General features: G+C 50.1%; 13 protein-coding genes. 9 read left to right on the forward strand and 4 right to left on the reverse strand.

Features of this window, described 5'->3' with window-relative positions; translation table 11 throughout:
• The first annotated feature begins 133 nt into the window (after positions 1-133).
• Positions 134-1,555 carry a pyruvate kinase gene (pyk, locus tag RGU75_RS13270; protein WP_322236641.1) on the forward strand — a complete coding sequence of 474 codons (1,422 nt, stop codon included), beginning with the start codon at positions 134-136 and terminating at the stop codon, positions 1,553-1,555.
• 45 nt (positions 1,556-1,600) lie between these two features.
• Entirely contained in the window at positions 1,601-2,206 is a 606-nt protein-coding gene (locus RGU75_RS13275; RefSeq protein ID WP_322236643.1) for an amino acid synthesis family protein, read from the forward strand.
• A gap of 219 nt (positions 2,207-2,425) precedes the next feature.
• On the opposite strand, the gene RGU75_RS13280 is transcribed toward RGU75_RS13275, so the two are convergent.
• From RGU75_RS13280 to RGU75_RS13295, 4 genes are all read right to left on the reverse strand, one after another.
• Positions 2,426-3,550, reverse strand: coding sequence for an Imm72 family immunity protein (locus RGU75_RS13280; RefSeq protein WP_322236645.1), 1,125 nt, complete (start codon positions 3,548-3,550; stop codon positions 2,426-2,428).
• A gap of 310 nt (positions 3,551-3,860) precedes the next feature.
• Positions 3,861-4,985, reverse strand: a complete 1,125-nt coding sequence (locus RGU75_RS13285; RefSeq protein ID WP_322236646.1) for an Imm72 family immunity protein — start codon at positions 4,983-4,985, stop codon at positions 3,861-3,863.
• A 16-nt stretch (positions 4,986-5,001) separates the two neighbouring features.
• Complete coding sequence (locus tag RGU75_RS13290; protein WP_322236648.1) at positions 5,002-6,498, reverse strand: hypothetical protein; 1,497 nt, start codon at positions 6,496-6,498, stop codon at positions 5,002-5,004.
• A complete protein-coding gene (locus RGU75_RS13295) occupies positions 6,495-9,284 on the reverse strand; it encodes a type VI secretion system Vgr family protein (protein WP_322236650.1) in 2,790 nt (929 codons plus the stop codon). The genes RGU75_RS13290 and RGU75_RS13295 overlap by 4 nt, the downstream gene beginning before the upstream one ends.
• Before the next feature lie 403 nt (positions 9,285-9,687).
• On the opposite strand from RGU75_RS13295, the gene RGU75_RS13300 reads away from it, so the two are divergent.
• The 7 genes from RGU75_RS13300 to RGU75_RS13330 all read left to right on the forward strand — a co-directional run bounded on the left by RGU75_RS13300 (position 9,688) and on the right by RGU75_RS13330 (position 15,037).
• On the forward strand, positions 9,688-10,083 hold the full coding sequence (locus RGU75_RS13300) for a VOC family protein (RefSeq protein ID WP_322236652.1): 396 nt from the start codon (positions 9,688-9,690) through the stop codon (positions 10,081-10,083).
• Between the two features lie 74 nt (positions 10,084-10,157).
• Complete coding sequence (locus RGU75_RS13305; RefSeq protein WP_322236654.1) at positions 10,158-10,694, forward strand: gluconate 2-dehydrogenase subunit 3 family protein; 537 nt, start codon at positions 10,158-10,160, stop codon at positions 10,692-10,694.
• 74 nt (positions 10,695-10,768) lie between these two features.
• Positions 10,769-12,337: a GMC family oxidoreductase gene (locus RGU75_RS13310; RefSeq protein WP_322236656.1), complete on the forward strand. Its 1,569-nt coding sequence runs from the start codon at positions 10,769-10,771 to the stop codon at positions 12,335-12,337.
• On the forward strand, positions 12,337-12,723 hold the full coding sequence (locus tag RGU75_RS13315) for a c-type cytochrome (RefSeq protein WP_322236658.1): 387 nt from the start codon (positions 12,337-12,339) through the stop codon (positions 12,721-12,723). Before RGU75_RS13310 ends, RGU75_RS13315 begins: the two co-directional genes overlap by 1 nt.
• Before the next feature lie 74 nt (positions 12,724-12,797).
• Positions 12,798-13,187, forward strand: a complete 390-nt coding sequence (locus RGU75_RS13320; RefSeq protein ID WP_322236660.1) for a ribbon-helix-helix domain-containing protein — start codon at positions 12,798-12,800, stop codon at positions 13,185-13,187.
• Positions 13,188-13,443: 256 nt separating this feature from the next.
• Positions 13,444-14,709 carry a PQQ-dependent sugar dehydrogenase gene (locus RGU75_RS13325; protein ID WP_416186867.1) on the forward strand — a complete coding sequence of 422 codons (1,266 nt, stop codon included), beginning with the start codon at positions 13,444-13,446 and terminating at the stop codon, positions 14,707-14,709.
• The gene (locus RGU75_RS13330) at positions 14,696-15,037 is read left to right on the forward strand and encodes a cytochrome c (RefSeq protein WP_322236662.1); all 342 of its coding nucleotides are present in this window, start codon (positions 14,696-14,698) and stop codon (positions 15,035-15,037) included. Before RGU75_RS13325 ends, RGU75_RS13330 begins: the two co-directional genes overlap by 14 nt.
• Positions 15,038-15,052: the final 15 nt, after the last annotated feature.

Genomic DNA, 15,052 nt, shown 5'->3' on the forward strand with positions numbered 1-15,052 from the left:
GGCCGAGCCGACGCAAGAATAAAATAACGCCAACTTAATCCTGTACCAATTTAAAAATACTACCCCGAAAACGCTTGGACCGCTAATAAGTCTAACCGAATTCCCCTCTCACAACCCCCAAAGAAAGCCCACCATGCGCCGCCAACGAAAAGCAAAAATCGTCGCCACACTAGGCCCCACTAGTTCCAGCCAGGAAATGATCCAGGCACTATTCGAAGCCGGTGCAGATGTCTTCCGATTTAACTTTAGTCATGGTAGTCACGCCGATCACCAGGAGCGTTATCGTATAGTGCGCGAGGTAGAAAAAACTGTTGGTCGTCCAATCGCGATTCTCGCCGATCTGCAAGGACCTAAACTTCGTATCGGTCAATTCGCCGATGGCAAAATTACCCTAACCGCTGGTAAGGAATTTACGCTTGATCGTGACACCACTCTCGGAAATAATGACCGGGTTTGTCTCCCACATCCAGAACTATTTGAAGTCATCGCTGCTGGCCAATCATTGTTGCTCGATGATGGAAAATTGCGTCTAAAAGTACTTGATAGTGATGGTCAGCGTATCCGTACACGCGTGGTAAATGGCGGAGCGTTATCTGACCGCAAAGGCGTCAATGTGCCGGATGCCGTGTTGCCCATTCCTGCATTGACCGAAAAAGATAAGCGCGATCTGGCGTTCGCACTGGAGTTGGGGGTTGATTGGGTAGCGCTGTCATTTGTTCAGCGTCCTGAAGATGTGCTCGAAGCCAAAGCGTTGATCGGTGACCGTGCATGGGTGTTGTCGAAATTGGAAAAGCCAGCCGCCCTCGATCAACTCGACGCAATCGTCCGCGTGTCGGATGCGATTATGGTGGCGCGTGGTGATCTTGGTGTTGAGCTTCCGCCAGAGCGCGTCCCGGGCGTACAAAAACGTATCTTGCGTGTGTGCCGCCAACATGGAAAACCAGTAGTCATCGCCACCCAAATGCTTGAGTCGATGATCACGATGCCTGTCCCAACGCGGGCTGAAGCGTCAGATGTCGCAAGCGCGATTTATGATGGTTCCGATGCAGTGATGTTGTCTGCAGAATCAGCTAGCGGCGCTTATCCGCTGGAAGCGGTAGAAATGATGAATCGGATTATCGCTGAAGTCGAGCAAGATCCACTTTACCGCAATCTGCTTGATGCACAACAAGAGACGCCGTTACCTAATCGCAGCGACGCAATTTGTTCCGCACTCCGTGACGTTACGCGCATCGTTGGCGCCAAAGCCACCGTGACTTACACTAGTTCTGGGCATACCAGTTTACGCGCCGCCCGTGAACGGCCGATTGCACCGATTGTCAGCATCACACCAAAGCTTGCAACGGCACGTCGACTGGCGCTGGTGTGGGGCGTTCATTCGACGATCAGCGACCAGGTTCATAACGAAAGCGAGATGGTCAAAGCAGCTTGTGAAACGGTCGTCAAAGAAGGTTTTGCTATTGCTGGAGATCAGATCGCAATCACTGCTGGTATGCCTTTTGGTCAACCCGGTAGTACCAACCTGTTGCGTCTTGCAGAAATTTGGCCGCAATAAGTCGTCTTCAGCAACCTCTTTTAAATGATGGATGAGATATAACAAATGACAAAACCTGCAAATTTCGAAAACTATCATATCCGTAAGTGGTACACCCAAATTGATGACACGCTGGCAAATGAAAGCGGTGTACTAGCCGATGGTGCGGCCTTGCGAAAGATTGTAATAGCGGTCGCCATCCATAATCCGTACGCAGGACAATTCAATCAAAGCCTGGAAAAAATTCTCGCTAATTCTCCTGCGCTGGGAGCGGAATTCGGTCGCCGACTCAATTTGGCGCTAGGCACAGATAAAGTTGAAAGTTACGGCAAAGCCTGCATCGTCGGCATCGGCGGCGAATATGAGCATGGTAATGCGTTCTTAACGCCGGCATTTGTCATGCCAATTCGCGAAGCGATTGGCGGAGGCAAAGCATGGATTCCATCATCAGGAAAGCGTGGTGTACCGGGCACCAATCTTGATATTCCGTTGGCGCATAAAGACGCGTTATACGTGCCATCGCATTACGATACGGTGACGACCCAGTTCACCGATGCACCCAATGCGGACGAAATCGTCGTAGCATTCGCAGTAGCAACGCGCGGTCGTCTGCATGCACGTTTGGGTGGATTGAAAGCGAGCGAAATTGAAGGAAAGAATGGGTTGAATTGAGGTAATGCGTAATATCGAAGGTTGCTAAAATTGCGCATTAGCTAAATTTTCAACAAGTTATTTTCTTTTGTTAGAAAAGTGCAAGCCTGATCGTTTTTTTAATTTCGATCAGGACTTTAATGCCCTTGATACAGAGATCGGCAATAGATAACTTTACAGCTATGTAAATTTATCAGCAAAACTAAACCTAACCAGCCTTCGCTGGTAATGGGGTTCGCTTTACACTTTGAGATACCAGGTGACAGCATTCCCCGCCGCGTTAATTTTTGACCCTGGCATGATATTCCCTGCCTCCACTCGCACCGTTTTGCCTTGCATATGCGGCGCATGCCAGTTGCCTGTTATTGGACACACATCACCCGGATAAGCTTTATGATCTGTAAATATCTGCGGCGCGACCGGCGGTCTGGTTTTCAGATAGTCCGCTTCTTCAGCGGGAATCGTGCCGTCCAGATAGCGCTTGTCTTCCCACAGCAAACGCCACCAGACTTCCTCCCACGTGTCCGTGCCTTCTAATTGATATTCAGTGGCAACCGCACCCGCTAAAAAATAATTAGGGCAACCGACTTTTGCGGCCATTTTTGCCGGATCGGTATTTTTGAAGATCGGCATGATAAACCACGGTTCCCAGATACCGTCAGTGGGAATGGTCCCACCGGTGAAGATTTGATCCTGATGGTTATGGTTATAAGGTGGACACGACGGAAGGTCTTCTGGGAAGATTCGGGGGATCGGCCATTCGGGTTCGAAGAAGAGGGTTTCATAGGTCCATTTTTGGGACTGACGTAGGCTATTCCAATCCACTAAACGAAAAGGGTCGTAATCCTTCAAGTTCGACGTCGTGATCCGCCGAGTAGAGTTCATCGCCGCAGCGATGATGACGTCCTTGATGAAGGCGGTATGATTACTTGGATGAATGCTATTCCCTGAGCGCTCACGGACCATGCCTAAAGCAACATAAAAAGGGGCTTCATCCACGACATGTTCATCTGCATATCGACCAAATAATTGCTCCATAAAATCTGCGCGAGACAGCGTTTTATAGGCTTCTTGCTTATGAGGCGTGGAACGGAGCAGCGCCAGCCCTTGGTCCATTGGTATCATCTGGCGCAAAAATTCTTTATATTCTTCTTCGTGTCGGGTTAAATAATAGGCAGCATCAGGATCGTTTTGTACGGTAAGCGGAGGGTTCTGGAGTTGCTTCAAAAACGCATCCAAAAAACCTTGATAGCGCAATCTGACCTGACTCAGAAAGGTAAAACTGGTGTATTTTTTTACTAAGTAAAACGCCTGACCCCGTGTCTGTTGTTCCTGCTCGGGTGTCATGGTTTGTCGGTTTTGCATATTATTTCTCTCTGTTAATTGTTGGTTTGCTTACCCGCTGTGGCTGCGCCGCGTAACAGATAGCCCTCTTGTACGATCTTGGCGGAGCGTTCGTTAGGGGGCAAAAAGACGGCGGTTGCTCGCACATGATTTGGAATGTCTGCGTCGGTCCAGTTGGTCGGTTTTGCCGGTATATGTTTTTCAACGTATTCACGTAGTGGCTTGTGATCGGTATTAAAAAAGTCGATAGCCAGATGACTTTCGCCCTTTGGGTATCGACTTGCTTGACAAGAAAATAAGTGCGCGGGGGGCTCAATTGTTGATTTGCGCTTTACACTTTGAGATACCAGGTCACGGCATTCCCCGCCGCGTTAATTTTTGACCCGGGCATGATAGTCCCTGCCTCCACCCGCACTGTTTTACCTTGCATATGCGGCGCATGCCAGTTGCCTGTTACCGGGCACACATCTCCCGGAAAAGCTTTATCGCTGGTGAATACCGGTGCTGCGACCGGCGGTCTGGTTTTCAGATAGTCCGCTTCTTCAGCGGGAATCGTGCCGTCCAGATAGCGCTTGTCTTCCCACAGCAAACGCCACCAGACTTCCTCCCACGTGTCCGTTCCTTCTAATTGATATTCGGTGGCAACCGCGCCGGCTAAAAAATAATTAGGGCAACCGACTTTTGCAGCCATTTTTGCCGGATCGGTATTTTTGAAGATCGGCATGATAAACCACGGTTCCCAGATACCGTCAGTGGGAATGGTCCCGCCGCTGAAGATTTGATCCTGATGGTTATGGTTATAAGGTGGACACGACGGAAGGTAATCCGGGAAGATACGAGGGATCGGCCATTCGGGTTCGAAGAATAGGGTTTCATAGGTCCATTTTTGGGACTGACGTAGGCTATTCCTATTTACTAACTGGAAAGGGTCGTAGTTTTTCCACTCCGTTATTGTGATCCCCAAAGCAGAGCTCATCTCCGCAGCGATCATGATGTCCTTGATGAGGGCGGTATGATTGCTCGGATGAATACTATTTCCGGGATATTCACAGACCATGCCTAAAGCAATATAAAAAGGGTCCTTACACACCCCCTTTTCATCTGCATATCGGCCAAATAATCGGTCTATAAAATCTGTCCGGGACATCGTGTTATAGGCCTCTTGCTTATAGCGTGTAGAACGGAGCAGCGCCAGTCCTTGCTTGATTGGTATCATCTGACGCAGGAATTCTTTGTATTCGTATTCGTGCCGAGTCTGATAAAAGTCAGCGTCCGGATCGTTTTGTAAGGCAAGTGAAGGGTTCTTAAGTTGGTTCACAAACGCATCCAAAAAACCTTGATACCGTAATCTGGTCTGGTCAAGAAAGGTAAAACTGGTATATTTTTTAAGTAAATAAAACGCCTGATCCCGCGTCTGCTTTTCCTGCTCTCTCGTGATGGTTTTTCGATTGTTCATGTTATTTACCTCACTGTTAATTATTCGTTTGCTTACCCGCCGTGGCTGCGCCGCGTAACAGATAGCCTTGTTTTACGATCTTGGCAGAGCGTTCATTGGGGCCCAAAAAGACGGCGGTTGCCTGCACGTGATTTGGAATGTCTGCGTCGATCCAGTTGGTCGGTTTCACCGGTATATGTTTTTCAACGTATTCACGCAGCGGTTTATGATAGGCATCATGAAAGTCGATATACAGCTGGATTTCGCCGCCCGGCAACAAAATTCCACTGGCTTTCGGACCTTCGCTGTCGACTTTCTCGGCCGCTTTTCCGCGCCATGCACGAATGCCTTCCCAACTGTCATGGACATGAATACCTAGTTTGCGCATCTCATTTTTAGTTGGTACGTGTTCAAGTACCAAATACGCGCCATTGCTATTCCAGGCTTGCACGACTGCGTAATCTAAACGCCACGCCTTGCCATTTTTCGGAAATTTTTCGGCCCAATATGCACCGGCCTTATTAGGTTTTTCTGTGTCAATTATTCTGGGCAGATAAACCTTTTTCCCCGCGGGAAGCAATACAGGTTCTATATGCGCCTTGCTACTGAAAGAATATAAGTTGGGGTAAATGTCACGGCCGTGAACCTTTTTTTTATATCCCTCCAAATTAGGCCATCCTTCTTTATGCTTGTAATGCGCCTGGGTCGCCTCTGTATGTCCCTTACTCGCAATATGAATAGGCGACACCTCGCCAATCCGTGCCTCGGTGGTGCGAATTTTGATTGGACCCGCACCGACTGTGATGGGAAAAACATTACCCTCAATTAAATTGCTGCGCACTTTATTGAATAAAGCGTTCAGTTCTTTAAAAGCTTGTGGAATCATTTTGTCGGCCAGAAGCTGTAATTTGTCGAGCTTTGGCGGCAGCGCTTGCAACCAGCTTTTGACCGGGGCGGGCAATACCGCGCCCAACTCACGGGCCGTAAAAATACTCGTGTCGCGTAGACGGCGCATCAATACATAATAAGCTGACGTGACGGTTGCCTGATACGCTGTAAAGTCCAGCGTGTTAAAAAAAACGCGTGTATTTCCGTAGCCCATTTTGCGCAGGAAGGCTAATATCTGTTCGCCTATGTGTGATAGTTTGGCGGAGTCATATGCCGCCTGTAATAGCAATCTGCCGACACCTTTCAAGATGCCACCCAACACTGGTACCACGGCGAGCAAACACAATACTAATGCGACCCAGTTCCAAATGTCTTTCGCCTCTTTATCGCTATCGGCCATGCGCAAGCTAATGGCAATGGCATCGCGGGCAGCCGTGATTTCGCCCGCGACAGGAAACATGCTGACCACTGCGTCGACGACAATTTGGCCCACCGTTGGCTTGGTTTTAAACTCTCCTTTTAATGCCCCGCCGATCCACTGTGCACCGTTGCCGATCTGGTTCACGGCCTGATTGCCTACCCGATGCGCGCGCTCCCAGATATCATCGGCGACCTCGAATACGGTCAGTTCGATTTCTGCACTCATGGCGCATCTCCCCTTTTTTTAATGGAATCGTGCATGTCGCCCTGTGTCCAAAGCATTTCATATGCTGAAGATTTCTGATGGATCGCTTTGCCGATAAACGCACGCTGATCTTCGCCAAGTATGAGCTGGCCGACGCCATCGGGTGCGTCGGGTAGATTTGCCTTTCCCGAATGATCGAGTTGACCCTGATAGTTTTTTCCGCTGTCAAAATTGATACTGAAAGAGCCATCTTGCACAGCATCGTTATCGTGATATGCCACATCCAGTTCACGTTTGAAATCGGATTGCAGGAAAGATGGCGTTACTACTGGTAAGCCTTTTGGCCCGGCCACATCGCTGCTCGCCGTCCGTATCAGATGTTCACCCTTGGTTCCGCTCTCAATGCTATCGGCGTTGTATTTGGTATAACTACCGCCGCCATTGATCATGACTTCTTCGGTGGCATTGATGGAGATGGTATTGGCGGTGTGGGTAATGTTGAGTTTGGCTAAAATGTTGAGGCTGCTCTTTAATGCCTTCACATCGATGTCGGCGCTGCTGGCGATCATTTTCATACCCGCGTTGTAGGCAAACAGGCGGATGCCGTTACGCACATTGGCTATAAGCCGTTGTCCTACCGACAAACTCATATCCTGTCCGCTAGTGATCGCCACATGCTCCCCGCTGGCAATATGGGTCGATTGCGGCGTCGTGGTAGCGATTCCCGCCGGACTGGCGAGTATCAGATGCGGTGCGTTTAATTCGGGAAAGCTGCCGTCTTTGGCCTCGCCGCCGGTCCCTTGAATCGCGTCGTTCTGATCGGTGAGTGAAGTGGTGACCACTTTGTGCTCATCGGCTTCAAGCGCACCATGTTGCTGCGCCAGTTCACCGAGGCTTTTCTGTTGGCCGTGCGCATCGATCAGGCGCTGTGCCGTCTCGCCCAGATCGGTGATGTGACGACTGGCATTGGGGCGACTTTCGGTGCTGATCAGCAGACCGTTTTTAGCGCGGATTGCGCCATGCCCGTCGGTGCGCAGTTCAAATCCTTGACCGCGGGATTCCTTACGACAGGCGTGGTCTTCGATGCGTGTAATGTGGCCCAAACTCAATTGGCTATGCTGATGATCGCTTTTGAGCTGGCTCTGGATTTTGCCAGCGGTGTCATCCATGACCAGATGGTTGCTGCGTCCGCTGGCCGCATTGCCGCCGTCAGGTGTCAGTTCCCGTGAGCGAAATCCGGATAGCGCACTCTGGCTCGGCAATGCCCACGGTGGCGTATTGAGTTGGTTGTACACCCGTCCGGTACATAGCGGCAAGTCGGGATCGCCACTCAGAAAGTCGACGATGACTTCTTGCCCGATGCGGGGAATATGCATGCCGCCGAGTTGATTGCCAGCCCACGGTGCGACGACGCGGACCCAGCAACTGCTCTGATGATTGTGTTGGCCGAGGCGGTCCCATGGAAACTGGAGCTTGATGCGCCCGAGGGTATCGGTCCAGATGTTTTGTCCCTGCGGACCGACCACGATGGCGGTGGCGGGACCGTGGGTCAACGGTTTGGGTGTAGACCGTTGCGGTCGTACGTTCTCGCTGGCCGGTTGCACCGTAAAATCGACGTGGACGCGATAACGTTGCCGATGCGCATTGTCGGACGCCTGCGTTTCTTGCGCGGCTTCGTCGATCCTCAGTGTGGTCGATAGGATCACATACTCGGCATTGGCGGCGGTCTGCGGATGACGCGTTAGCGTAAAGATGCAACCGGGCACCATGCCGCGTAGATGGCCTTGGCCTTGCGCTCGTTGGCCGACGCTGTGTAAGGCTTGCATGCGCAAACGGGCGATGAAATCGCCTTCGGCAAACGGATCATTCTGGCTTTCCCGGTTGGTGCTTGCTGAACCGGAACCCGCCTTCGGCTGGCTATAATGCGCGTCGGCATGCCATTGATAGACGGCTTGCTGATTGTGTGCGGTGGGGCGGGGATCGTAGCGGCTGGCGGTGAGATTGGCCTTGGGGCGCGTGTAGTCATAATCCCGCGTGGTGTACTGGCCGGAGGTGAGTTGATGTACGGGTGAAAAGGCATGAATACACTCTTCATCGATATGTTTGCCTTCCGTATGAAACTGCACCACGTGATAGGCGCTGCTGGGCGAATTCTTATGCGCGCCGATGCTGTCGATTAAGACCAGTCGATGGACGCCATTATCATGCTCGAAGAAATAGTTGATTCCCCATTCTTCGCACAATCGACTAAAGAACGTAAAGTCGCTTTCGTTGTATTGGGTCTGATAGTCGCGTTTGGGATAAGTCTCAATGAGACGCTTGTCGACTGGAAAGGCGTAGTCGGCAAACAGCAGATCGATGATCTCGATCACGCTTTGATCCTGAAATATCTTGCAGTCGGTGGTCAGTGTCGCCAGATGCAACCACGGGCGCAATGTCACTTCGTACAGCGCGTGGCGGCCCTCTTGCCGCAGCATGCTGGCGGCGGTGATAAGGCCGGAGATTTCACGCGTACCGGCACCGATGTTGCCAAGCAGATTGTCGGCAAATGCACTATCAACAAATCCACCGCTGCCATCCAATGCAATCATGATTGTTAACTCGCGACCAATGAAATCGTCAAGATTGACATTGGCGATGTCCTCACTCAGATGGATCAAGGATTCAGGTGTCATCAGCACGATGGTGTAGTCGAACAACGCGTTCATGCTTTCCGTTCCGGAGAGGCTAATCGGAACCAGCGCAGGTTGGTTCAAGCGTGTTGGAATAGCGCTGCTAGATGCGCTGAGAGTGCGACTGCTGGACATGGGGGAAAGACCTTCCGCTACGAACGTGAGGACGATTTAATGCAATCGTGGAGGTGAAAAACTCTGCCTAAATACTAAACGTCTTACAGAAAAAAAGATGTAGGAACATTCTTAAAGTGAAGGCCAATTTGAAAAATAAATGCAGCGACGATTTGAATCGCGCTTTAAAAAAAGTAATTGTTAAACGTTGGAGGGTGGCTTGAATGATTTCGTGGACCGCAAATTTTGCGGCAGCGCAACATATCCATATTGTGTTCGGGAGTGATTGAACGGGGACGATTAATTTCGAAATAGGCTTAGCGATACATCGTTTGGCGCATTAAAAGTAGTATTGTAGTGTTACCACAGCAGCGGCGTGGAGGGGAATAATAAGGTTTGATTACAACAAAATACTGGTCCGCAGATGCCAAAAATTATCCATACGATGATTCGGGTTCTCGATCCCGAACGCTCCAAGAATTTCTATCGCGAAGGTTTTGGATTCGCGGTATCGCATCAGCTTGATTTCCCCGATTTCACGTTGGTCTATCTGCGTAGTCCGGAAAATGATTTTGAGATTGAGCTAACGCACAATCATGACCGCACGGAACCTTATACCCACGGGGATGGCTACGGGCATTATGCGTTTGTGACGGACGACCTTGCGTCGATGCACGCAAAATTAACCGCATTGGGCCATGCGCCTGCGGCAATTAAAGAATTCAAGCAAGATGAGGCGCTGCTGGCGCAGTTTTTCTTTGTGGTCGATCCGGATGGTTACAAGATCGAAGTTTTGGAGAAGTGGGGTCACTATCACTAATTTTCTCCCGCATTGTTGGCATTGTTATTTACTTGCTTGAAAGCGTCTTTCCCAAAATAATTATAGGAGACAAAATGCAATTACCTGAACAACCGAAACGTCGGAAATTCCTCAAGATCGCCTCTGCCGGTTCTATTGCCGGTGTCGCTGGCGGCATTCCAAGCTTATTTGTATCCAATCAGGCTGCGGCAGAGGAAATGCTGGGCAACGATACCTTTGTTACGTTGACCAAAATAGCGCGCGATATCTTTCCGCATGATGGTTTCGACGATGGCCTGTATACCAAAGCCGTCGCTATCTACGGCGACCAGGTTAAGGCTGATCCAAACCTTCGCATGCTGCTGATCAATGGCGTTGCCGCCGCAGATGAGGCCGCAAAGAAACAATTTGGCAAACCCTATGCACAGATACCGGATGAAAAATCCCGGGTGGTGATTTTGACGGCAATGCAGACTACGCCTTTCTTCCTGAAGATTCGTGGTGATCTGGTGGTAAGCCTTTACAACCAACCTGCGGTCTGGGGAAAGTTAGGTTATCAGGGACCTTCGGCTGAGCTCGGTGGTTACATCAGTCGCGGTTTCAATGATCAGAACTGGATGGAATTGACTTAAAGCAAGTCATAAAAAGTCGAAGACTCGTTGCTGCACAAAAAATACACTCTTAGAAAAATAATGAGGAGACTGTCGTGGCTGCAAAATTTAATCTGAATGAAGAATTGGTAGTGATCGTTGGTTCTGGTGCCGGTGGCGGTACGCTTGGTAATGAACTGGCCCAAAAAGGCATCAACGTGGTGATATTGGAGGCCGGTAAACGGCATGAAATCAGCGACTTCGAAAATGATGAATGGCCGATGTTCAACAAAATTTCGTGGCTCGACAAGCGTACAACTTCCGGTACCTGGCGCGTTGCCAAGGATTTTCCGAACTTGCCGACATGGATCGTCAAGGCGGTCGGTGGGTCTACCGTACACTGGGCTGGGGCATCGTTGCGCTTTCAGGAGCATGAATTCAAAACGCGGACTGTGTATGGCGATATCAAGGGAGCGAATATACTTGACTGGCCAATTACCCTGAAGGATCTGACGCCGTATTATGAACGTGCCGAGTTCAAAATGGGTGTAACAGGTACGAATGGTATCCCGCGTCTGCCGGGTAATAATAACTATAAAGTATTAGCAGCCGGTGCCAAAAAAATGGGATATAAAGAATTCCATAGCGGTAATATGGCAATCAATTCCCAGCCACGGGACGGTCGTGGCTCATGCCAACAGATCGGATTTTGTTTTCAGGGTTGTAAGTCTGGCGCGAAATGGTCGACGCTATACACTGAAATTCCGAAGGGTGAACGTACCGGTCATCTTGAAGTGCGTTCTGATGCGCAGGTATTGAAGATTGAGCATAACGCTGCGGGCCTGGTAACCGGTGTCCTGTATAGCGATTCAAAGGGCAATCGCAGTTTTCAGAAAGCACGCGTTGTGTGTGTCGCTGGCAATTCAATCGAATCACCGCGTCTTCTGCTCAATTCGGCCTCTTCAATGTTCCCGAATGGTCTGGCGAATTCATCGCGTCAGGTCGGACAAAATTATATGCGCCACATGACTGGTTCTGTGTACGCCGTATTCGATAAGCCGGTGCATATGTTCCGCGGTACTACTATGGCGGGGATTGTGCGCGATGAGTCACGGCATGACACCAAACGCGGTTTTGTTGGGGGTTATGAAATGGAAACGTTGTCTCTTGGCGTGCCGTTCATGGCGGCATTTCTTGATCCCGGCGCTTGGGGACGTGACTTTTCTTCGGCCATGGAGTCATACGACAACATGGCGGGAATGTGGGTGATTGGTGAGGATTTGGCGCAAGAATCTAATGGCGTCACGCTCCATGCGACTGAAAAAGACCAATTTGGATTACCTATTCCAAACGTGCAATTCAGCGACCATGAAAATGATCTGGCGATGCGCAAACACGCCTTTCAGCAAGGTGTCGCGCTATACACGTCGATCGGTGCAAAACGCACCGTCTTGACGCCACCGTATCCGTCAACACATAACCTTGGTACTAACCGGATGAGCGCCAAAGCGAAAGATGGCGTCGTCAACAAATGGGGCCAGACGCATGATATAAAGAACCTGTTTGTTTCGGATGGTAGTCAATTCACGAGCGGTGCATCGGAAAATCCGACTCTGACGATCGTTGCATTGGCGATCCGTCAGGCAGATTTCATCGCGCAATCAATGTCGAGGAAGGAGCTGTAATGCAATGTCGCACACTAAGCCTGGTTTTATCTGCCACGACACTGGTGTGTCTCTTAAGCGGGCGCGGCGTTGCTGCCGAGACGCTGTCCGGAGAGCAACTATTCAAGTCGCAATGTGCAACCTGCCATTCCGCCGCGGAGGGTAGTCCAAATCGTCAAGGTCCCAACCTTTACGGCGTTGTGGGAAGGCCAGCCGGAGCAGCACCCGGCATGGCGTATTCTGCGGCGTTTAGAAAGGTGCTCGACGGCAAGCCATGGACTGAGACGCTTTTGAATAAATGGCTGGAAGATCCGCAAAACGTGGTGCCGGATACGCTCATGATGTACAAACAGGATGATCCAGAAAAGCGTCAGGCAATCATAAATTACCTAAAAACGTTACATTAGGAGGCGTGCTACCAACTAAGCAACATTCCGGGTAGTATGGAATGGTACGACTACAAAAAAGAAGGAGACGAAGCATGTGCGAAATCTATTTGAAGGCCGATCCTATTCAGTATGAACTACGGACCCGATCAATCCGTATCCATGGTGTTGTTACGAGCGTCCGACTAGAAAATCTTTGTTGGGATATTTTGGCGCGAATTGCACGCAAAGACGATATGACGACTAATCAATTGATTAGTCAGTTATATTCGGAAGTTATCCAGCAGCAAGGAAAAATCGGTAATTTTTGTGCTTTTCTGCGGGTTAGTTGTATGCGCTATCTGTCCAGTGTTGCGTTGCAGCAGGATAAGGAATCGCTGTTGTTGGGTAGGCGCGATGTGGTGGATGCGCCTCTAGAGGATCAACCGAAGGCGGGCCGCAAAGTGCGTCAACCGGACGCAGTCGTGCTGCAAATGATACGGTAAAGAGCGAACCCAGACAAAATCAGCAATCTTGCATTTGTGAGCTGTTTAGATGTAAAAAAAGTCTTTCGTTTATGGCGTTAATGCCTCCGTGAGCAGGACGGTCGCAGTCAGTCGTTTTGCATGATAGAAAAATGTAAAGTGGTCTCACCACACAATATTTACCAGATGTAAAAAGAGAGTAATCAGGTACGGCCAGCGTTGTTGCAACAAATAATCAAAAACAAAAAATACATATAAACAGGGAGATTGAGAAATGATGCAATTGAAAAATCTGACAGTGTTAACCTTAATGACGCTCGTAATTGCTTATCCGCTAGCCGCATCCGCAGCCACTGAAGATGCTGTAACAAGGCTTGAAAATGCGCAGACTACGGGTGCCTCACTGAAACTGGAGTCCGTGGCGCAAACTGGTACTAAAGCCGATGCGATCAGATCCAACCTGAAAAGTGTCAAACTGCCGCCCGGCTTTAAGATTGAGCTGTACGCGATTGTTCCGGACGCACGCCACATGGCAGTAGGTCCATCGACCGGGATTGTGTTTGTCGGTACGCGCAAGACGCGCATATGGGCTGTCACTGATCGCACCAAAACCCGTGTTGCTGATGAGGTCACAGTCTTCGCTCCATCCGTCAATCAAAAAGTGCCTAACGGCGTCTGTTTCTCCCCGGACGGTGTGTTGTATGTCGTCGAGCAAAACCGCGTGATGAGTTATCCTGCGGCCGAATTTTTCTATGAAGGCCCAGACGTCGCTGCAGGCCAGGTTGTCCCGCAAGGCCAGCTGATTCCGGTTGATGAAGAAAGCTACAATCACGGTGCGCGTACTTGCCGCATTGGACCGGATAACAAGCTCTACATCACGCTGGGCAATCCTTTCAACGTTCCTGCCAAGGAAAAAATTGCGCTGTATAACAAGATCGGCATGATGGGCATCATCCGTATGGACCGCGATGGTAAAAATCGTGAAGTCTATGCGCATGGCGTACGCAATTCGGTCGGTATGGATTTCAATCCAAAAGACAAGACGCTTTGGTTTACCGATAATCAGGTTGATGGCATGGGTGATGATATCCCGCCGGGCGAACTCAATCGTGCCACCAAAATCGGACAAAACTTTGGTTTCCCTTGGTACGGCGGCGGCAACGTCCGTACGGTTGAATACAAAAACGACACCATACCTAAAGACGTGGTATTCCCACAGATTGAAATGGCCGCGCATGCTGCAGATCTTGGCATGAATTTTTATTCTGGCAAGATGTTCCCAGCAAAATATCAGGGTGGGATTTTTAGCGCGCAACATGGCTCATGGAACCGCACTACGCCGGTCGGTGCACGTGTGATGTTTACGTCGCTGAAGGCTGATGGTAATGCTGCTAAGACTGAAGTGTTTGCTGATGGTTGGTTGACGCCTAATCATGAATACCTGGGGCGTCCGGTCGATATCGCTACACTACCGGATGGTTCTTTGTTGGTCTCGGATGATTATGCCGGTGCCATCTATCGCGTTTCTTATGCCGCGCAATAAATTGTTTTTGCGTATGCGGTTAGGTATTGCCGCGCTGGCCGTTGGATTTGCCAGCGCGCCAGTGCTGGCAGCCGATGTTCACGCTGTCCCGGCGAAAGCAGGGCAATGTTTCGCATGTCATGGTAGCGACGGTATTTCTAAAGTGCCGGATGCGCCAAATCTTGCGGGCCAAAACGAGATGTATCTGGTCAAGGCTCTCAAGGATTATCGCTCCGGTGCGCGCATACATGAAGTGATGTCGCTGATGGCGAAGAACCTTTCGGATGCGGAAATTGATCAACTGGCAGCGTATTTTAGTGGTATCGAAATCGTTGTTAAGAAGCAGTGAAGGTTTCATTGAAAC

It is taken from the genome of Glaciimonas sp. CA11.2 (assembly GCF_034314045.1).
Taxonomy (GTDB): domain Bacteria; phylum Pseudomonadota; class Gammaproteobacteria; order Burkholderiales; family Burkholderiaceae_D; genus Glaciimonas.

Bases quoted from the DNA above. Each gene is read 5' to 3' on its own strand.
- pyk (WP_322236641.1), top strand. From the start codon at position 134: ATGCGCCGCCAACGAAAAGCAAAAATCGTCGCCACACTAGGCCCCACT.
- RGU75_RS13275 (WP_322236643.1), top strand. From the start codon at position 1,601: ATGACAAAACCTGCAAATTTCGAAAACTATCATATCCGTAAGTGGTAC.
- RGU75_RS13280 (WP_322236645.1), bottom strand. From the start codon at position 3,550: ATGCAAAACCGACAAACCATGACACCCGAGCAGGAACAACAGACACGG.
- RGU75_RS13285 (WP_322236646.1), bottom strand. From the start codon at position 4,985: ATGAACAATCGAAAAACCATCACGAGAGAGCAGGAAAAGCAGACGCGG.
- RGU75_RS13290 (WP_322236648.1), bottom strand. From the start codon at position 6,498: ATGAGTGCAGAAATCGAACTGACCGTATTCGAGGTCGCCGATGATATC.
- RGU75_RS13295 (WP_322236650.1), bottom strand. From the start codon at position 9,284: ATGTCCAGCAGTCGCACTCTCAGCGCATCTAGCAGCGCTATTCCAACA.
- RGU75_RS13300 (WP_322236652.1), top strand. From the start codon at position 9,688: ATGCCAAAAATTATCCATACGATGATTCGGGTTCTCGATCCCGAACGC.
- RGU75_RS13305 (WP_322236654.1), top strand. From the start codon at position 10,158: ATGCAATTACCTGAACAACCGAAACGTCGGAAATTCCTCAAGATCGCC.
- RGU75_RS13315 (WP_322236658.1), top strand. From the start codon at position 12,337: ATGCAATGTCGCACACTAAGCCTGGTTTTATCTGCCACGACACTGGTG.
- RGU75_RS13320 (WP_322236660.1), top strand. From the start codon at position 12,798: ATGTGCGAAATCTATTTGAAGGCCGATCCTATTCAGTATGAACTACGG.
- RGU75_RS13325 (WP_416186867.1), top strand. From the start codon at position 13,444: ATGCAATTGAAAAATCTGACAGTGTTAACCTTAATGACGCTCGTAATT.
- RGU75_RS13330 (WP_322236662.1), top strand. From the start codon at position 14,696: ATGCCGCGCAATAAATTGTTTTTGCGTATGCGGTTAGGTATTGCCGCG.